General features: G+C 73.2%; 17 protein-coding genes. 12 read left to right on the top strand and 5 right to left on the bottom strand.

All coding sequences use genetic code 11. The annotated features are described in order from the left end of the window. The first annotated feature begins 2 nt into the window (after nt 1-2). From ACIQTP_RS03750 to ACIQTP_RS03715, 8 genes are read left to right on the top strand one after another with little or no spacing between them, the layout of a single operon-like run. Entirely contained in the window at nt 3-782 is a 780-nt protein-coding gene (locus ACIQTP_RS03750; protein ID WP_403395880.1) for a class I SAM-dependent methyltransferase, read from the top strand. Further along, complete coding sequence (locus ACIQTP_RS03745) at nt 779-5,293, top strand: alpha-(1->3)-arabinofuranosyltransferase (protein WP_403396094.1); 4,515 nt, start codon at nt 779-781, stop codon at nt 5,291-5,293. The genes ACIQTP_RS03750 and ACIQTP_RS03745 overlap by 4 nt, the downstream gene beginning before the upstream one ends. After that, nucleotides 5,290-6,696 (top strand): condensation protein, encoded by a 1,407-nt coding sequence (locus ACIQTP_RS03740; protein WP_403395878.1) that lies wholly within the window; start codon nt 5,290-5,292, stop codon nt 6,694-6,696. Before ACIQTP_RS03745 ends, ACIQTP_RS03740 begins: the two co-directional genes overlap by 4 nt. Next, the gene (locus tag ACIQTP_RS03735; protein WP_403395876.1) at nt 6,693-7,463 is read left to right on the top strand and encodes a class I SAM-dependent methyltransferase; all 771 of its coding nucleotides are present in this window, start codon (nt 6,693-6,695) and stop codon (nt 7,461-7,463) included. The genes ACIQTP_RS03740 and ACIQTP_RS03735 overlap by 4 nt, the downstream gene beginning before the upstream one ends. Before the next feature lie 15 nt (nt 7,464-7,478). Continuing rightward, nucleotides 7,479-8,384: a hypothetical protein gene (locus tag ACIQTP_RS03730; RefSeq protein WP_403396092.1), complete on the top strand. Its 906-nt coding sequence runs from the start codon at nt 7,479-7,481 to the stop codon at nt 8,382-8,384. Next, nucleotides 8,381-8,608, top strand: coding sequence for a Trm112 family protein (locus ACIQTP_RS03725; RefSeq protein ID WP_402036556.1), 228 nt, complete (start codon nt 8,381-8,383; stop codon nt 8,606-8,608). Before ACIQTP_RS03730 ends, ACIQTP_RS03725 begins: the two co-directional genes overlap by 4 nt. Next, nucleotides 8,605-9,477: an FkbM family methyltransferase gene (locus ACIQTP_RS03720; protein ID WP_403395874.1), complete on the top strand. Its 873-nt coding sequence runs from the start codon at nt 8,605-8,607 to the stop codon at nt 9,475-9,477. The genes ACIQTP_RS03725 and ACIQTP_RS03720 overlap by 4 nt, the downstream gene beginning before the upstream one ends. Continuing rightward, on the top strand, nt 9,446-10,051 hold the full coding sequence (locus ACIQTP_RS03715; RefSeq protein ID WP_403395872.1) for a hypothetical protein: 606 nt from the start codon (nt 9,446-9,448) through the stop codon (nt 10,049-10,051). The genes ACIQTP_RS03720 and ACIQTP_RS03715 overlap by 32 nt, the downstream gene beginning before the upstream one ends. Here ACIQTP_RS03715 and ACIQTP_RS03710 read toward each other — a convergent pair. Beyond that, the gene (locus ACIQTP_RS03710; protein ID WP_403395869.1) at nt 10,032-10,949 is read right to left on the bottom strand and encodes a RimK family alpha-L-glutamate ligase; all 918 of its coding nucleotides are present in this window, start codon (nt 10,947-10,949) and stop codon (nt 10,032-10,034) included. The two genes, ACIQTP_RS03715 and ACIQTP_RS03710, sit on opposite strands and share 20 nt — an antisense overlap. A gap of 155 nt (nt 10,950-11,104) precedes the next feature. On the opposite strand from ACIQTP_RS03710, the gene ACIQTP_RS03705 reads away from it, so the two are divergent. Next, nucleotides 11,105-12,190 (top strand): MerR family transcriptional regulator, encoded by a 1,086-nt coding sequence (locus ACIQTP_RS03705; protein ID WP_403395866.1) that lies wholly within the window; start codon nt 11,105-11,107, stop codon nt 12,188-12,190. A gap of 1 nt (nt 12,191) precedes the next feature. On the opposite strand, the gene ACIQTP_RS03700 is transcribed toward ACIQTP_RS03705, so the two are convergent. From ACIQTP_RS03700 to ACIQTP_RS03685, 4 genes are all read right to left on the bottom strand, one after another. Further along, nucleotides 12,192-13,415, bottom strand: a complete 1,224-nt coding sequence (locus tag ACIQTP_RS03700; protein WP_403395864.1) for an MAB_1171c family putative transporter — start codon at nt 13,413-13,415, stop codon at nt 12,192-12,194. Between the two features lie 6 nt (nt 13,416-13,421). Beyond that, complete coding sequence (locus ACIQTP_RS03695; protein ID WP_403395861.1) at nt 13,422-14,030, bottom strand: toxin-antitoxin system, toxin component family protein; 609 nt, start codon at nt 14,028-14,030, stop codon at nt 13,422-13,424. Between the two features lie 2 nt (nt 14,031-14,032). Further along, nucleotides 14,033-14,284 carry a hypothetical protein gene (locus ACIQTP_RS03690; protein ID WP_403395859.1) on the bottom strand — a complete coding sequence of 84 codons (252 nt, stop codon included), beginning with the start codon at nt 14,282-14,284 and terminating at the stop codon, nt 14,033-14,035. A 150-nt stretch (nt 14,285-14,434) separates the two neighbouring features. Next, nucleotides 14,435-14,875 (bottom strand): DUF6086 family protein, encoded by a 441-nt coding sequence (locus ACIQTP_RS03685; protein WP_403395857.1) that lies wholly within the window; start codon nt 14,873-14,875, stop codon nt 14,435-14,437. Nucleotides 14,876-15,038: 163 nt separating this feature from the next. On the opposite strand from ACIQTP_RS03685, the gene ACIQTP_RS03680 reads away from it, so the two are divergent. From ACIQTP_RS03680 to ACIQTP_RS03670, 3 genes are all read left to right on the top strand, one after another. Further along, nucleotides 15,039-15,599 (top strand): O-methyltransferase, encoded by a 561-nt coding sequence (locus ACIQTP_RS03680; RefSeq protein WP_403395855.1) that lies wholly within the window; start codon nt 15,039-15,041, stop codon nt 15,597-15,599. Nucleotides 15,600-15,697: 98 nt separating this feature from the next. Then, entirely contained in the window at nt 15,698-17,233 is a 1,536-nt protein-coding gene (locus tag ACIQTP_RS03675) for an acyl-CoA synthetase (RefSeq protein ID WP_403395853.1), read from the top strand. Next, nucleotides 17,226-18,614 carry a carboxyl transferase domain-containing protein gene (locus tag ACIQTP_RS03670; RefSeq protein ID WP_403395850.1) on the top strand — a complete coding sequence of 463 codons (1,389 nt, stop codon included), beginning with the start codon at nt 17,226-17,228 and terminating at the stop codon, nt 18,612-18,614. Before ACIQTP_RS03675 ends, ACIQTP_RS03670 begins: the two co-directional genes overlap by 8 nt. Nucleotides 18,615-18,698 lie beyond the last annotated feature (84 nt).

Here is an 18,698-nt window from a genome sequence, read left to right as displayed (position 1 = left end):
CCATGGACGGCGACCCCGAAATACCCCGCCGAGCCCCCGCCAAAAGCGCACCCCGTGTCTGGAAGGACCCCTCCTTCCGGCGTTCGTTCACGCTCTTCCGGGCCTTCATGCGGGAGCAGGACGATCCCGAGGGCTGCTACTCGTTGCTGGCCCGCGACGCCGCCGACCAGGTCGAGGCGTACGGCGGCGTCGAGGGACGTACCGTCGTGGACATCGGGGGCGGCGGCGGGTACTTCACCGCGGAGTTCCGGCGGCGCGGGGCGCACGCGTATCTCTTCGAGCCGGACGTACGGGAGTTGGGGGCGAAGCCCGGCGGTTCGGCGGTCGTCGCGGACGGGTATCTGCTGCCGCTCGCGGACGGGGTCGCCGACGTCACCTTCTCCTCCAACGTCCTTGAGCACGTGGCCGATCCGCAGACGTTCCTGAGCGAACTGGTGCGCGTCACCCGGCCCGACGGGCTGATCTACGTCTCGTTCACCAACTGGCTCTCCCCGTGGGGCGGTCACGAGTGGGCGCCCTGGCACTACCTCGGCGCGCGGCGGGCGCGGGCCCGCTATCACCGCCGTACCGGAAAGCCCGCCAAGCACACCCTCGGCGAGAACCTCTTCGCCGTGCACATCGGCACCACCCTGCGGCAGGTGCGCGCCCGCGACGACGTCACGGTCGTCTCGGCGCGCTCCCGCTACTGGCCCATCCTCGCCTCCGCCGTCACCAGGGCGCCGGGGCTGCGGGAGTTCGCCACCTGGAACCTCCTCCTCATCCTCCGGCGGTGTCCACCATGACGACCACGGTCCAGGCTCCTCCCCCGGCGGCCGTCCGCCCCGTCTCGACCACGTCCGGCCCCCCGCACGGGCCGCGGTCCAGGCGCTGGCTGCTGGGGTTCTGGGCCGTGGTGTTCGTGCTGTTCCTGGCCGTGCACCCCGGGCGCATGACATTCGACACCAAGCTCGGTGTCGCGCTCGACCCGTGGCAGTTCCTCTCCGACCTGGGCCAGTTGTGGCACGACCGCGGCGGCTTCGGCGGCATCCAGGACCAGTACGTGGGTTACGTCTGGCCGATGCTGCCGTTCTACGGCCTGTGCAAGCTGATCCACCTCCCGGTGTGGCTGGCGGAACGGCTGTGGCTGTCGGTCGTCGTGTCCGTCGCCTTCTGGGGCGCCCTGCGGCTGGCCGAACGGCTGCAGATCGGCAACGGCTCCTCCCGGCTGCTCGCCGCCGTCGCGTACGCGCTCTGGCCGGTCTTCACGATCGTCGTCGGCTCGACCTCCGCCGCCGCGCTCCCCGGCGCCTTCCTCCCCTGGGTCCTGCTCCCCCTCACCGACGAGCGCTACAGCGCCCGCGTCGCCGCCCTCCGCTCGGCGCTCATCGTCCCCTTCATGGGCGGCGTGAACGCGGCGGCGACCCTCGCCTCGCTGCTCCCCGTCGGCCTGTATCTGCTGTCCCGTCCGCGTGGACCCCGGCAGCGCAGACTGATCACCTGGTGGGTGCCGGGCGTGATCCTGGCGACGGCCTGGTGGGTGATCCCGCTGCTGATGCTCGGCGTCTACGGCGAGAACTTCCTCCCGTACGTGGAGACCTCGGGGACCACGACCGCCACCATGTCGGCTACCGAGTCCCTGCGCGGCGCCGGGAACTGGGTCGCGTACCTCCACTTCGGAGAGGCCTGGCTGCCGGCCGGCTGGACCGTCGCCGCCTCGGTGATCGTGATCGTCTGCTCGGCGCTCGCGGCGGGGCTGGGTCTCGCCGGTCTCGCCAGACGTGACATGCCCGAGCGCCGCTGGCTGGTCCTGACCGTGCTGTCGGTCGCGCTCCTCACCCTCGCGGGGTACGGCGGCGCGTTCGGCGCCCCCTTCCACGGCGTCGTCCAGGACTGGCTGAACGGCTGGCTGGTCCCCTTCCGCAACATCTACAAGTTCCAGACGGGCCTCGCCCTTGCGCTGGTGTTCGGCCTCGCGCATCTCGTCGGGGTCGCCGCCGAGCCGCGCGGCGCCCGTCCCGTACGCGGCCGCCGCTACGCGCCCCTCGTCGCGGCCGTGCTGATCCTGCCCGGCCTCGCCTGGCCGTACCTCAACGGGTCGATCCTCAACCCGGGCTCCTTCCAGCAGCTGCCCAAGTACTGGCAGACCACCGCCGACTGGCTGAAGAAGTACTCCCCCGACTCCCGGGCCCTCGTCGTCCCCGCCACCGCGCACGGCCTCTACACCTGGGGCTCCCCCATCGACGAACCCCTCGACGTGCTCGCCGGCTCCCGCTGGGCCGAGCGGGACTACGTCCCCTTCGGCACCCCCGGCAACCGGCGCGCCATGGACGCCGTCGAGCAGGCGCTCATGACCGGCAGTGACGTCCCCGGCCTGGGGGACTATCTGAGCCGCGCCGGGCTCTACTACGTCGTCGTCCGCAACGACCTCGACCCCGACCAGGTCGGCTACGTCCCGACCCAGACCGTGAAGCGGACCCTGGAACAGTCGGGCTACCAGCGGGTCACCGGCTTCGGACCGGTCGTGACCGGCGGCCGGATCGCCCACCACGCCCCGCTCCAGGTCGAGGGCCTCTACCCGCGCGAGCGCGCCGTCGAGATCTACGAACCGGCGGGCAACGGCGCACCGCGCCCCGGGCAGGCCGGGCTGAGCGCCATCGCGGACACCGCCGTCGTCTCCGGCGGCCCCGAGGCGCTGCTGCCGCTGGCCGCCGACCCCTCGATGCGCGGCCGCCCCGCCGTCCTGACCGGCGACAACCATCCCGGCCTCGGCACCGCCGCGGTCCAGGTGGTCGGCGACGGGCTGCGGCGCGCCGACACCCGCTTCGGCCTGGTCGACTCCAACACCTCGTACACGTACACGCCCGACCAGCGCAACGACAGCGGCAGCGCCCAGGACGCCGGCAAGAAGCCGCACCAGATCCTGCCGACCGAGGGCATCCAGCACCAGACGGTGGCCGAGCTGCGCGGCGCCCGCTCGGTGACCGCCTCCTCGACCGGCAACTGGCTGTTCCATCTCCCCCAGTACGACCCCGTGAACGCCTTCGACGGGAACCCCGACACCGCGTGGGCGGAGGGCGCGTCCGGTTCCGCGCAGGGGCAGTGGCTGCGGATCCGCTTCGAGGGGGCCCTGGACATGCCGAAGTCCTTCAAGGTCACCCCGCTGCCGCAGGACGGCATGCGGTCCGCGGCGACCCGGGTCCGGGTGGAGACGGAGAAGGGCTCCGCCACCAGCTATCTCGAACCCAACGGCATGACCCAGTCCATCAAGGCGCCCGCCGGGTCGACGAGTTGGATGAAGCTGACGATCGTCCGCTCCACCACGCAGCGCGCCGGTCTCACCGGCGCGGGCTTCTCCGAGATCGCCCTCCCGGACGTCCAGGTCACCCGTCTGCTGAAGCTCCCGACCGACGCCGCCGGCTCGGACGCCGCCGCCGAGATCGTCTCCCTGCACCGCACCGCCGACCCCACCGGTCTCGCCCCCTCGGGCACGGAGGCGGGCCTGCACCGCACCTTCTCCACCTCGACGGCGGGATCGTACGAGGTGAACGCGAGCGCCGTCGCGATCACCGGCGACGCACTCGACAAGCTGCTGTACGACGTCTCGCCCCGACAGCCGAACCGCATCGTCGCGACGGCCGACTCCACGACGGACCTCGGCCCCGGCCTCGACGCGCGCAATCTCACGGACGGCAACCTGACCACGGCCTGGATCGCCGGGGACAGGCCGACGATCCATCTGAGCTGGCCCGACAAGAAGCCCGTCTCGTCCATGGTCCTGGCCGCGGCGGGCGGCCTCTCCACCCGCCCGACGAAGATCGAGATCCGCTCCCCGGACGGGGACACCGTGGCCGGCGTCGACGAGAACGGCTGGGCCCGCTTCGACCCGATCACCACGAACCACCTCGACATCACCGTCACCGAGACCGCGCCGCTGACCCTCCACAACCCGGTCGCGGGCGCCGACCTGCGCCTGCCGGTCGGCCTGACGGAGGTGTACCTCCCGGATCTCGCCGAGTACCGCACCCCACAGGCCCTGGAGACACGGGAGTTCTCGCTGCCCTGCGGGAAGGGGCCGACGCTCGCGGTCGACGGGAAGCTGTACGGGACGAGCGCGAAGGGGACGGTGGGGGATGTCGTCGAACGGCGGCCGGTCCAACTGACGCTGTGCCAAGAAGGTTCCTCCAAGCCCGCTTTGGACCTCGGACCGGGCTCGCACCGGGTCGAGGCGGGCGACGCCGGGCCCCTCGCGGTCACGGACGTCACCCTCACCCGTGGGACCGTCGAGGCCGTCGCCGGTGCCGGGCGCGAACTGCGGATCGTGGACTGGCTCGGCGACCGCCGCGAGGTGAAGGTCGGCTCCGGCGCCGCCTCGTACCTCACGACGTACGAGAACTACAACGACGGCTGGCAGGCCACGCTGGGCGGCAAGAAGCTGACGCCCCTGCGGCTCGACGGCTGGCAGCAGGGCTGGCGGATCCCGGCCGGGGCGGGCGGCACGGTCAAGTTGTCGTACGAGCCCTCCACGACGTACGAGGCCGGGCTGATCGGCGGCGGGGTCGGCGTGGCGGCTGTCGCGGGCCTCGTGCTGTGGCGCCGCCGCGAAGCCAACCCCGACGAACCGCAGCCGGCGGCGCCGGACGCGGGGCTCTGGCTCGGCACGGTGGCGCTCACGCTGGTGGGCGTGGTCATCGCGGGACCATTCGCGCTGCTGGTCCCCGCGCTGGCGCTGCTCGCGTGGAAACGGCACGCGCTCCTCGTACCGATCGCGTTCCTCGCGCTCACCGGCGCGGGGATCGCCGCCGCCACGGGCGCCGGGTCGCCACCGGGCGCGAGCGAGGGCGCGTTCGGGCCCGCGGCGCAGTTGCTGGCGTTGGTCGGGTTGTTCGCCGGGCTGGTGAGCGTCCAGGAGCCGCCCGGCGCGGCACCCCGGGGCTCCCGCCCGGTCCCCCCGCTCGGGCCGCCCCCGGGCTCCCAGGCCCCGACGGCACCACTCCCCCGACGCCACCGCGGCGAGAACGGCGGCCCCGGGGCCGCACCGGGTACGGGGGCCAGGCCGGACAGTGAAGCAGCGGGCGGCAATCCCAGGTCGTCGGAGCCGACCGGGGCCGAGCCCCCCGCACCGGCCCCCGGGCCCGACCGCGCCTCCAGCCCGACCATCTCCGCACGCGGCCCCGGTTCCGCCCCGCGCGCGGCGGGTGCGGCGGGTGCGGGTAAGGCGGGGGCGGGCGAGGCCGATCCGCCCACCGCACGGATCGCCTTCCGCAAGGCGGGGAACCCGGCGGACGACGACACGGGAAGGGGCGAGCCACGATGACCGCGCTGGAGCACCCGGCACGGGACGGCACCGACGGACCCTCCCGGCGCCCCGCCCGCGTGCCGTTCCCCGTCGTGGACGAGGTCTCCCGGCACTGTCTCCAGGAGGAGGAACCCGAGACCGTCCACATCGAGGTCCACCTCCCCGGCCGGCTGGACCCCGCCCGCCTCACCACGGCGTTCACCGAGGCCCTGCGCCGTCACCCCCGCATCCTGATGCGCGAGGCCGCGGGCCCCTGGTACCGCCGCCGCTACGAGTGGGAACTCACCCCCGATCCGGACCTGGAGGTCGTCTCCTTCCCGCCACCGGGCCCAGGCGCCCTCCAGCACGCACGGACCCGCGCCCTGCAGACCGCCCCGCCGCTGTCCGCCTCGCCGCCCATCCGCCTGGAGGTGGTCGACGGCGCGGGGCCGCCCGTCGGCAGCGAGGCGACGGACGCGGTGGGCACGGCGCCGCGTCGAAGCGCCGCGCCCCGTACCCACACCGGCCCCCGCCCCAAGGGCACCGTCCTCTTCCTCACCGTCAACCACACCGCCCTCGACGGCCCCGCCTGCCTCCGCGTCCTCGCCACCGCCGCGGAGCTGTACGGAGGCAAGGACAACTCCCCGACCGCACCCCCCGTACGACCACCCGAGGCGGAGGCGAAGACCGTGCAGGTCGATACCCCGTCCACCTGGACCCCGCCCGCCCGCGTGGCCCACGGCACCCCGGAGCCCTCGCCCGGAAACGGCCTCCTCGTCACCGAACTCGGCGTCCCGCACCGCCCCAAGGGCTCCCCGTACACCGTGAACGACCAGCTCATGGCGGCCACCGCCCTGATGATCACGCACTGGAACAGGGAACACGGCGCCCGCCCGCGCCCCCTGCGCATCACGATGCCGGTCGACGACCGCCCCCGGGGCACGGACATGCCCATCGGCAACGGGACGCGACTCGTCGAAGTCCCCTTCACGGTGGAGGAGTTGGACGCCAGTCGGATGGGCGAGCTGCTGCGCCGTACGGCGGAACGGACCCGCGCGCTCAAGTCGCTTCCCCGCCCCCAACTCGGCCACGGCGCGGCCCTCCTGACCGCCCCCGTGGTCCCGGTCGCCTGGCGCGCCGCCCTCACCCGGGGCCTGCGCCGCGCGGCCGGCCCCTGGACGTCGACCACGCTGCTGAGCAACATCGGCCGCATCCCCTACGCGCTGGACTTCGGCGCGGAGGCGGGCCGCGCGCACGCGGTGTGGTTCTCGGCGCCCGCCCGGACACCCCGCGGCCTGACCGTCACCACGGCATCCACCGCGGGCCGTCTGCACGTCGCCCTGCGCTGGTCGCGCACCCTGCTCAGCCACGGCGACGGCGCCCACCTGCGCGACCTCTTCGAGCACTATCTGCACGCGACGGAGGAGGACGGCAGCCGATGACACCCACCACCCCGACCCCGACCACTGCCTCGGTGACGGCAACAGCCGCCGTCCGCCGAGGACTCCGCGACTTCTACGAGGATCCGAGCGTCCCCGTCGCCTCCGGCACCCCCCGCAGTCTCCGCCAGGCCCGGATGCTGGCCGCCGCGCTCGGCCCCGCCACGGCCGGCCCGCGAACCGTGCTGGACATCGGCTGCGGCGACGGCACCGCCGCCGCGACCGCCGCACCCCTGCTCGCCGGACACCGTCTCGTCGGCGTCGACTGGTCGCAGGACGCCCTCAGACGCGCCCACGCCCGGCTGCCGTACGCGATCCGCGGCGAACTCACCGACGGCGGGCTGCCGTTCGCCGACGCCGCGGCCGACGCCGTCCTGTTCAGCGAGGTTGTCGAGCACCTCGTGGACCCGGACAGTGCCCTGGACGAGATCCGCAGGGTCCTGCGCCCCGGCGGCCATCTGATGCTCTCCACCCCGAACCTCGCCGCCTGGTACAACCGCGCCCTGCTGCTCGCCGGTGTCCAGCCCGTCTTCTCGGAGGTGAGCCTGCGCGCGATCCACGGCCGCCCGGGGCGGGAGGTCGTGGGCCATCTGCGGCTCTACACGGCCCGCGCGCTGCGGGAGTTCGTGACCGCGGCGGGCTTCGAGGTCGTAGGACTGAGCGGGGCGCCCTTCCACGGCGTACCGCGTCCGCTGCGCCCCCTGGACCGACTGGCCTGCGCGGCGCCTGCCCTCTCCTCCATCCTGCTCCTGCACGCCCGAAGGACCTAGCCCATGTGGTGGGGAGTGGCCGCGGCCCTGCTGGCCAACGTCCTGTACAGCACCGGATTCGTCCTGGAGAAGCGCGCGCTCGCCGCACTGCCCGAGGTCGACATCCGCCGCCCCGCCCGGCTGCTGCGGCTGGTGCTCGGCAGCCCGCTGTGGATCGGCGGTTCACTGGCGCTGGCCTCCGGTTTCGGCGCCCAGCTCGCCGTCTACCGCACTCTGCCGATCGCCGCCGCACAGGGCATCTTCGTCTCCGGGCTCGTGCTGCTGGTGCTGCTCTCCGCCCGGCTGCTCGGCGAGGAGACGTCGGGCCGCGAGCGGTACGCGCTCGGCGCGATCCTGCTGGCCCTGCTGATGGTGGTCCTCTCCCTGCGCGAGGGCTCGGACCGGGTCAGCCGCAGCGCCCCCGCGCCGCTGATCCTGACCGTGTGTCTGCCCTCGCTGGCGGCGGGCCTGTGGCTGTACGGGGCCGCCGAGCGCCGTGCGCGGCACCGGCACCGGATGCCGACGACGGGTGTCGAGTACGGCGTGGCGGTGGGTCTGCTGTACGGGGTGAGCTCGCTGGCCATCAAGGGCGTGTCGAGCTATCTGACGACCAGTGACCTGGCGGGGGCGTTGATCGACGTGCTCCGCTCCCCGTATCCCTATCTCCTGCTCTTCACCGGCGCGTTCGGCCTGGTCATGTCCCAGGCGGCGCTGCAGCGCTGCCGGGCCTCGCTGATCGTGCCGGTCTGTACGACGGTGACCAGTCTGTTCACTGCGGTGCTCGGCACGCTCGCGTTCGGCGAGGCGCTGCCGCACGACCCGGTGCGGCTGACGCTGCGCCTGGCGGGCACCGCCCTCGCGGTGTCCGTGCTGCTGGTCATGCCCAAGCACGACGCGGCACCCCAACCCCCCATCGTGGCCAAGGAGCTGACGCCACCATGAACCCCGACGACCCGCTGTTGAAGATCCTGGCCTGCCCGCTGGACAAGGGCCCACTGCACCTGCTCGCGGCGGACGAGACCCTGAGCGAGCAGGAGACGCTGTACAACCCGCGCCTGCACCGCCGCTACCCGATCGTCGACGGCATCCCGCAACTGCTGCCGTCCTCCGGGGAGCAGGTCACGGAGGACGAGCACGAGGAACTCCTCAAGCGGATGGTCCCGTGACGAGGCCGACAAGGACCACAAGGACGACGAGGACGACGGGGACGACGGGGACGACGAGGACCTGGGCCGCCCGGCTCGCTCCCCACCTCCCCACCCGCCTCGTCGCGGCGACCGCCCGGCTGGTCTACCCGCGCTTCGAACCCGAACTGGCCCGCCTCGCGGACCTCTGCCCGCCGGGCTGCGGCACGGCGGTGGACGTGGGCGGCTGGTACGGCCCCTGGACCCACCGTCTTTCGGCCCTGGCCCACCGCGTGGTGACCGTCGAACCGGTCCCCCACCTGGCCGGACTCCTCTCCGCCGGCGCCCCCTCCAACGTCCGCGTGGTCCGCGCCGCCGCCTCCGACCGCCCGGGCACGGCACGGCTCTGGCTGCCGCCGGACGACGCGGGCGACCGGGGCGTGTCCTCGTTGGTCCGCCGGGACATCCACGCCCAGGCTGTCGAGGTCCCCTGCGTGACCCTCGACAGCCTGGGCCTCCAGGACGTCGACTTCGTCAAGATCGACGTGGACGGCAACGAACTCGCGGTCCTGCGCGGCGCGCAGACCCTCCTGACCCGCGACCGCCCGGCCCTCTTCATCGAACTGGAGTCCCGAATCCAGCCCATCGCCCCCGTGGTCGACCATCTCGCCGAGCGCGGCTACACGGGCTGGGTCCTGCCCGCCACCACCTGGCTGCCCCTGGCGTCCTTCCCCCTGGAGACCCACCAGGCGCGCACCTCCCACGTGGTCACCCAGGGCCTGCTGCGCCGCGTCCTGCCCCTGTCCGGACCCCGTTACGTCAACTCGGTCCTGTTCCTCCCGAAGGGCCGCAGCCCGGGCGCCGACCGGATACGCGACCATGGACCCCATGCCCGCCAAGCGACCCGCTAGCCCCTTCACCCCGCTCGACTTCCAACTGGTCCTGCTGCGCCGCATGGCCGACCACAACCCCGACCTCGTCGAGGACGCCCGCCACGAGCTGGGCGTCTCGATCGCCGACATGCGCGAGGCGAACCGCCGCTGGCAGGCGATGCTGCACGCCCCCCGCTCGCGGGCGGCGACCTCCCGCTACCGCTCGATCCTCGGCGCCCCGGAGTCCGTCACCCCTCGCCAGATCGGCGACCTGGCCTGCGAGGCCCTGCTGTGGCCCGTCCCTCTCTGGCCCGACCTCCGCTTCGAGGTCCTCGTCGCCCCGAACGGCGTCGCCTGGAACGAGTGGCTGGTCCGCACCCCCGGCGCCCCGAGCCCCCGGCTGGAGACCCTCGACGACCTCACCCCCTGGTCCTGCACGGTCGACGAGGTCGCCCGCGCCTTCGCCCCCGCCCGCCCCCTGGAGGGCACGGCCCCGACGCGCTGGGGGCTGGCCTTCACGGCCCCGGACGCATCGGGCGTACGACGCGAGTGCGCGGCGGAGTTCGCCTGGGGACTGCTGCAGCGCGTGGGCGTCAGCGGAGAGCGGCCCTGACGATGGCCTCCGCGACGACGGGCACGGACTCCGGGTGCAGCCACAGAAACAGGTTCGGCTCGACGAGCTCCAGCTCCATGACGCACGGGTTCCCGTCGTCGCCGTCGACGAGGTCGACGCGGGCGTAGAGCAGCTCCGGGCCGTCCGGTCCCTGCGGTACGGCAGCCAACGCACGTTCCGCGACGGCGAGTTCGGCCGGGGTCGGCTGCCAGGGCTCCAGGCGGGGATGCGCCACCTTGTCCGCGTCGTAGGCCGTGCCGGGTTCGAGGACGGCGCCCTTGCGGCTGGCGTGCAGCAAGCGGCCGCCGTAGAACTGGAGCGCGCGTTCACCTGCGGTGTCGATGCTGGTCAGGTAGGGCTGGACCATGGCGGTCAGCCCCCGGTCGTGCATCCGCTCCAGCTGTCGTAGGGCCGTCTCCCGCTCCTCGGGCCGGTACCGGGCGGCGAGCCGCGCCCCCGCGCCGGAGGTGGGCTTCACGACGTACTCGCGGTCGCCGGGGAACTCCGCGGCCTCGCCCGGCGCGAGATACCGGGTCGGCACGGTGGGCACCCCCGCCTCCGCGAGTTCGCCGATGTACCGCTTGTCGGTGTTCCACCGCACCACCGCCGCCGGGTTCGCGAGCCGCGTCAGCTTCCCGCACCGCTCGGCCCACGCCACGAACTCCGCGACCCGCCAGCTGTAGTCCCAGGTGGACCGGATCACCACGAGGTCGAAGGCCGCCCAGTCGACGTCCGGATCGTCCCAGTACCCGACGACGGCCTCGGCCCCGGCCTCCTCCAGCGCCGCCCTCAGCACAGGCAGATCCCGGTCCAGGCTCTCCGCGCCCTCCTCGGGCCGGTAGGTGGCGAGCGCGATACGTGCGCGGGCGGCGGCGGTGCGGGGCACGGCGGACTCCATCCTCGAAACGGCTGATCCGCGGGGAGGCTAACAATCTCCGAGGGAACTCCGGCAACCCATTTGACCTTCACCTTCGGTGAAGCCGCAGCATCGGTGGCGGAACGAGGAACGAGGTACGGATGACGGGGCGCGACACGACCACTCGGGGTGGGCGCATGGAGATGCTGACGATCGGGGCCTTCGCGAAGGCGTGCCGGCTGTCGCCGAAGGCACTGCGGCTCTACGACGAGCTGGAGCTGCTGCGGCCCGCCCGGGTCGACCCGGCGACCGGGTACCGGTACTACGCGGTCGCGCAGCTGGAGCGGGCGCGGCTGGTGGCGTGGCTGCGCCGGATCGGGATGCCGCTGGCCCGGATTCGGCAGGTGTGCGCTCTGGACGACGCGTCCGCCGCCCGGGAGATCCGCGCCTACTGGGCGCGGGTCGAGGCCGAGACCGCCGGTCGGCGGGAGCTCGTGGCGTTCCTCGTGGATCACCTCTCGTACACATCGAGCACATCGAGGAAGGACACCACCATGCTCGAACTCCGCTACTCCGCACTCTCCGACACCGGTCTGGTCCGCCCGGCCAACCAGGACACGGCCCATGCGGGCGCCCGCGTCCTCGCCGTGGCCGACGGCTTCGGCGCGAGCGGCGCGCCCGCCAGTACCGCGGCCGTGCAGGCCCTGAAGTATCTGGACGGCGAACCCCTTCCGGGCGGAAGCGTCCTCGACCTCCTGGAGGACGCGGTGCAGGGGGCCGCGCGGGCCGTCCAGGACACCGCACCGGGCAAGGACGACGGCACCACCCTCACCGCCATGGTGTGGACCGGATCCCAGCTCGGACTGGTCCACGTCGGCGACTCCCGCGCCTATCTGCTGCGCGACGGCGAGCTGTTCCGGATCACGCACGACCACACCATGGTCCAGTCGATGATCGACGAGGGCCGGCTCACGCCGGAGGAGGCCGTCGTCCATCCCCAACGTGCCCTGCTTCTGAAGGCACTCACCGGCGGCGCCGACTCCGTCGCACCCGATCTGCGGTTGTGCGACGCCCTGCCCGGGGACCGCTACCTGCTCTGCTCGGACGGCCTCTCCACCGTCGTGGCGGACGAGGAGCTCCGGCGGCGGCTGAGCTCGGCCCCGGCTCCCGACGCGGCGGTACGGTCCCTCGTCGAAGCCGCGATCGACGGCGGCGGCCCCGACAACGTGAGCTGTGTGGTGGCGGACGTGGTGGAGACCGACGGGGGTCCCCGGCTCGGCTGACTCAGGGTGAGGCAGGCACGCTCTCCGCCGCGGTGGCCGCGGCCTCGCGTACCGCCCTGATGTCGTCGGGGTGGCGCAGGGCTCGGGACACGGCCTCGATCTCCTCCAGCAGATTCTCCGTGTCCGGGTTGTTGAGAGGCGCGGTGGCGTCGTCCTGGCGGGTTCGCTTCCTCGTCTCGATCGCGTCCTGGACGGTGACCGCGTGGGCGAGGGCCCCCGCCCGGCCGGCCTCGAAGCCGAGGCCGAGGGCGGCGTCGTACGCCCTCCGCCGGAGGTCCTCGTCGATGAACCTGGCCAGGTTCAGCAGCGCGTCCCGGATGAACGTCTCGCGGCGCGTGAGGCGCAGTTCGGGGGTGGCGCGCAGCCTGAAGGGGACGCGTCCGCCGCCCGTGACGGTCCCCATCAGGCGGTACAGGGGGCGCAGGTGCCAGTGGCCGAGCCGGGTGTGGGCACGGCGGTGCAGGTACTGGCCGGCATGCGGAAGGATGAAGCCGACCGCGATGAGGATGGCGGAGAGGCAGGCGACCGGCGGGGCGAGCCCGGTGCTCAGCCAGTCGAGGTCGTGGCCGGTCCAGCGGGCGACGACGGCGGAGAACTTGGACCCGTCGTAGAGCAGGTTCATCACGTAGCCGACGCCGAGGAACTTCAGACCGCCGCGCAGCCAGACGTCGAGTCCGCCGGCGCGGATCCAGTTCCAGATCAGCTTGGACGTGATCAGGCCGGCCACAGTGTGCGCGAGCAGGTAGAGCACGATCTCTTCGCGCATGAAGGGGGTGTTGGCGTAGTACGTGTCGAGGTCCCGTATCCGCTCGACGGGGACGTCGGCGAGCGCGAACAGCACCCACAGCGCGACGATCACGCTCGCGTAGACGGTGACCACCCAGCGGATGGCGCGGCGGGTGGCGCCGGAGCGGTCGGAGATGCCCTTGCGCCATGCGGTGATCAGGAGCAGGCAGGAGCCGCCGAACGCGGTGATGAGGCTGTAGACCAGCGGGGCCGCGATGTTCGGTACGCCGGTGACGCGGTTGGTCCAGGCGATGGTCGCCGGAGCCGCGAAGACGAAGACGCCGCAGGCGAGCACGAGCAGACCGCCGACGGCCCGCAGCAGCGGGTCCCTCCACAGCTTGACGATGCTGGGCAGTTTGATCGCCAGCGCGGCGGTGAGGACGGCCGTCGGGATCCAGAAGGAGATGTAGAGCCCGGCGAAGAAGCGGGAAGGATTCATCGCCGGTCAGTCCTGGGGTCCGCGGTAACCCAGGGAGGCCTGGATGGCCTGTCCGACCGGGTCGACGGGGCCCTTCGTACGCGGGCCGGTCACCCAGGAGCGGAAGACGCTGGCGAGGTGCAGGCCGAAGTCCTCCGCCTCGGCCTCGTCGGCCTCGTGCGAGCCGTTGCGGGCGGCGACGGTGAGCGCGATCTCCTGCCAGCCGGGGTCGTCGGAAAGCGCGCCGGCGGCGGCCGCCGCACCCGCGTAGTGGTGGTGGGAGTTGGAGTGCCCCGCCATCATGTGCCACAACTCGTGGCCGAGTATGACGAGTTGCTGCACCGTCTCGGCGCGTTCTTCGATGATGACGAGGTCGAAGTCGTGGAACTCCATCCACAGCCCGGTGACTTCGATCTCGTCGGGGAAGCGCTCGAAGCGGAGCTGGATGGGGCGGTCGTCGCGGCGCCGGCTCATCTCCTGACAGAGGGCCTCGGCCAACTCCCGTACGTCCACGGGGGCGTCGAGTCGTTTCTTCAGCGCGCGGGTGAGCTCGACGGCGAGGCCACGCCTCTCGGAGTCGGCCCGGCGGGAGAAGAGAACGGCGGCGCGCTTCCACGCGGTACGGAAAGGCCTCATCGTTACCCCTCCTCGCTCTCGTCGAGATACGCCCCGTACAGCGCGCGGACGCGTCGGCGGACGCGGTCGTCGACCTTGAAGTCGACGATCCCCGTGCCGTCGAGGAGCGCCCGGACCTCTCCCTCGGCCAGGGCCGTCCTTCTCGACAACTCCCCCTCGCCGAGCAGGACCTCCCCGCGATCGAGGCCCTGCTCGGCGAGGTGCGCGTCGAGACGCGCGAGTGTCTCGTGAAGAGGAGGCAGCGACGCACTCACCCATGCACTCCCGGCAGTTGACCCGTCAAATTCTGACGCTGTGAGCCGAGACTACGGTCCCCGGCGGGGCCCACGCCACGCTTTCCGAACGATGGTTCCCGATTCAAGAACGATCGCTCCTGTGGGGCGGAAGAACCGGTACCGCCCCGGTCAACGGGGCATGAAGCGGCCCAGCTCCCGTGACTTCTCCCGCAGTCGTGACTCCCAGGTGCCACCCTCCGGCGGGGCGGACATCCCGGTGAGAGCCGAGATCCGCACATTCTCCGACGGGCCGTCCGGAGCGGCACCGAGCCGTGCCCAGTCCACCGCGACCCCGCCGCGCTCCGCGAGAACCAGCACCGTGGCGGCGAAGCCCTCGGAGAGGGCCAGCATGACGGCGTGACTCGTTCTTCGATGCCACGCCAGCAGCGCGTCGACGAAGACCGCGAAGGCGTCCTGGTCAATCCGGCTCTCGTCGTTCACCATCGGCCCGATACCCGACGCGAGTTCCAGCTCCGCTTCGAAGAGGGCCACTTGACGAAGAAACAACCGGGACGCCCCATTGGAGGGATTCCACAGGGTCTCGTCACCCATGTCGTAGTCCTGGCTCATGCAGTCTCCTCGTTCCGCCGCGGCGGGCCAGCGTAATCAGCCACGGCCGATGCCTTCGCGGCAATAACGGCCGTCGGCGCGGGGGGTCGCAGGGTGGACCCTGACTCTGCCCACCTTCAGCCTGTCGACGGCCTCGGCCAGTCCCGGGCGCGGAGTGACACCCGTGTCGAGCATCGTCTCGTACCGGAAGGACCAGCAGTCCCAGAGCCGTCTGCTGCACGCGTTGGCGGGCGGTGCCCGGGAGCGGATCGGTGAGACGGGTACGGGGCGCGGGGTGGGACTCGCGTGGCTGGCGTCCGGGGCGCGGGAGGGCGTAGGGCTGTTCAGCGTGGAGCGCGACGCCGAGCGGGCCCGGGTCGCGGCCGAGGTCTTCGCCGACCGGCCCGAGGCCGAGGTGATCCACGGCGCCTGGCGGCGGATCGAGGAGCACCGCCCGTACGACCTGCTGGTCCTGGACGGTGGCGGCACCGGCAAGACGCCCGGCGACGACCCGGCCGACCCGGCCCGGCTGCTGACTCCGGGCGGCGCGGTGGTGGTCGACGACTTCACCCCGGCCACCGCCTGGCCACCCCTCCACGAAGGCGCCCCCGACCGGGCCCGGCTGCACTGGCTGAAACATGTCGCCCTGGACGCGGTCGAACTCCGCCTCGCCGAGGACCTCGCCACGCTGGTGGGCACGCGGCGACGGCTCGCCCCGACGGGGTCGAGGTCGTCATCGGAGTGAGCGCGGCGGCGGATTTGCCTCGCGCTGGTGTAGGAACGGTGCTGACTGTCACGGCAGCACGTCCTCCAGCAGGTCCCTAACGGCAAGGAGTACCCCGCGTGTCCTCCCTCTTCCCCGCCCTGGTCAGCGGTTCGACCGCACGGCGGCCAGCCCTGCGTTTCGGCGACCGGTCCCTGACGTACGCGGAGCTCGCCGCCTCGGCGGGTGAGCTGGCCGCCAGGCTCGAAGGCCGGGAGAGGGTCGCCGTGTGGGCGACGCCGTCCCTGGAGACCGCCGTCGGGGTCGTCGCCGCGCTGCTCGCCGGGGTGCCCGCCGTGCCGCTCAACCCCAAGTCGGGGGAGGGCGAACTGGGGCACATCCTGTCCGACAGCGCGCCGTCGCTGGTACTGGCCGAGCCGGGCGTCGAACTGACTTCACCCGTCGACCAGTTGGAGCGGCTCGACGTCCAGGCGGGCGTGGCCGGTCAGGACACCCACGAAGGCCCCGGCGCCCCCGCACGCCCCGGCGCCGAACCGGACGACCCCTCCGCCCCCGCCCTCGTCGTCTACACCTCCGGCACCACCGGTCCGCCCAAGGGCGCCGTCATCCCGCGGCGCGCCATCGCCTCGACCCTGGACGCGCTGGCCGAAGCCTGGCAGTGGACCGGCGACGACGTGCTCGTGCACGGGCTGCCGCTCTTCCATGTGCACGGGCTGATCCTGGGCATCCTCGGCCCGCTGCGGCGCGGCGCGGCGGTGCGGCATCTGGGCAGGTTCAGCGCGCAGGGCGTGACGCGGGAGCTGGGCGCGGGCGCGACGATGCTGTTCGGGGTGCCGACGATGTACCACCGGCTCGCCGAGGCGCTGGCCGAGGACACCGAACTGGCCAAGGCGCTCGGCGGGGCGCGGCTGCTCGTGTCCGGTTCCGCCGCGCTGCCGGTGCACGACCACGAGCGGATCAACGCCGCGACCGGACGCCGGGTCGTCGAGCGGTACGGCATGACCGAGACCCTCATGAACACCAGTGTGCGGGTGGACGGGGAACCCCGGCCCGGCACCGTCGGAGTGCCGCTGCCCGGCGTCGACGTGCGGCTCGTCGAGGAGGACGGGACGACGATCGCCTCGTACGACGCCGACGGCACTCCCACCGGTACGTACGACGGCGAGACCGTCGGCGAGATCCAGGTCCGGGGGCCGAACCTCTTCACCGAGTACCTGAACCGGCCCGACGCGACCGCCGCCGCGTTCACCGAGGACGGCTGGTTCCGCACCGGCGACATGGCGGTCATCGACCCCGACGGCTCGGTACGCATCGTCGGTCGCAGGGCCACCGACCTGATCAAGAGCGGCGGCTACAAGATCGGCGCCGGGGAGATCGAGAACGCGCTGCTCGAGCACCCGGCCGTGCGCGAGGCCGCCGTCACCGGTGAGCCCGACGAGGACCTGGGCGAACGGATCGTGGCCTGGATCGTCCCCGCCAACCCCGAAGCCCCGCCCTCCGCCGAGGAGTTGGCCGACCATGTGGCCCGCCGCCTCGCCCCGCACAAACGCCCGCGGGCCGTGCGCTACCTCACCTCGCTGCCGCGCAACGACATGGGCAAGATCCTCAAGCGAGCCCTCCCCGACGCCGTCGCAAAGGCCCCTGAGCATGACTGAGCGCTTCTCCGCCCGCGAGGCCATCGCCCTGGCCAGCGATGAGTTCCGTGAACTGCCCGTACCCATGCGGGTGTTCAAGCCGGATGGTCCCTTGTCCTGGCAGGGGTACGACGACTCGCGCCGCCGCGCCGTCACCCGTACCGGCGAGGACGAGTCCGTCGTCTGCGGCACCGCGGTCATCGGCGGCACCCGCGCCGTACTGATCGCCTTCGAGTTCGGCTACCTCGGCGGCTCGCTCGGCGCACGCACCGGCGACCGCGTCGAGGCGGCCTACACCCACGCCCGTGAGCGCCGCCTGCCCGTCGTCTCGCTCGTCGCGACGGGCGGCAGCCGGATGCAGGAGGGCATGCTCGCGCTCACCCAGCTCCAGCGCGTGGCACGGCAGTCGGCGCTCGCCCGGGAGGCGGGGCTGCCGCAGATCGCCGTGCTGCGGGATCCGACGACGGGCGGCGGCTGGGCGACGCTGGGTGCGGGCGCCGACGTGACCCTGGCGCTGCCCCGCGCCCAGGTCGGCTTCGCAGGATCCCGGGTCCGCCCGCCCGACGCGGACCCGGCGGCGTACACGGCCGAGGCCCAGGTGGCGGCGGGCGCGGTGGACGCCGTCGTACGGGAGGAGGAGCTGCGGGGGACGCTGGCACTGTGGCTGGCCCTGCTCACCGCTCCCGCGGCCGAAGCCGGGGACGAGGTCGAGCCCGAGTCCAGGTCCGAGCCCCAGGTCGAGCCCGTCCCTGCGCCGGCCGCCCTCGGCGCCCCCGGCCTCCCCGCCACCGGCTGGGACGCCGTCCGGCACGCCCGCTCCCCCGAACGCCCCCGGGCCGCCGCCTACCTGGACGCCTACTTCTCGCGCCGCGCCGCGATCAGCGGCGACCGTTGCGGCGGCAGCGACGACGGCATGCTGTGCGGGTTCGGTTCCGGACCCGCGGGGCGGACCGTGGCGTACGCCGCCCAGTGCGGGACCGCGACCCGCCCCGCCGGATACCGCACCGCCGCCCGGCTGATCAGGCTCGCCGGCCGGCTCGGCGTCCCCGTACTGACGCTGGTGGACACCCCGGGCGCCGCCAACGACGCTCAGGCCGAGCGGCAGGGCGCGGGCTCGGCGATCGCGGACCTGTTCGCCGCGGTGGCCACCGCCCGTACGCCCGTCACCACCCTGGTGATCGGCGAGGGCGGCTCGGGCGGCGCGCTCGCGCTGGCCGCGCCCGGCAACACCTGGGCCACGCCGGACAGTTACTTCTCCGTCATCGCGCCGGAGCTCGCGGCCGCGATCCTCAAGCGCCCGGCGAGCGAGGTGCGCGCCACGGCGGACCAACTCCGCATACGCCCACAGGACTTGGTGGAGCTGGGCGTGGTCCGGGGCATCGTGGAGCACGCGGAGCGCTGAGCGTGCCCGTCGTGGAGCACGCGGAGCGCTGAGCGGGCCACCCGGCGCACTGGACCGGAGTGAAGCGGCGGCGCCGGCTCCCCC

This window comes from Streptomyces sp. NPDC090798 (genome assembly GCF_044768965.1).
GTDB lineage: Bacteria > Actinomycetota > Actinomycetes > Streptomycetales > Streptomycetaceae > Streptomyces.
Note: the sequence above shows the minus strand (reverse complement) of the source record. Positions and strands in the feature narration are given on the sequence as shown.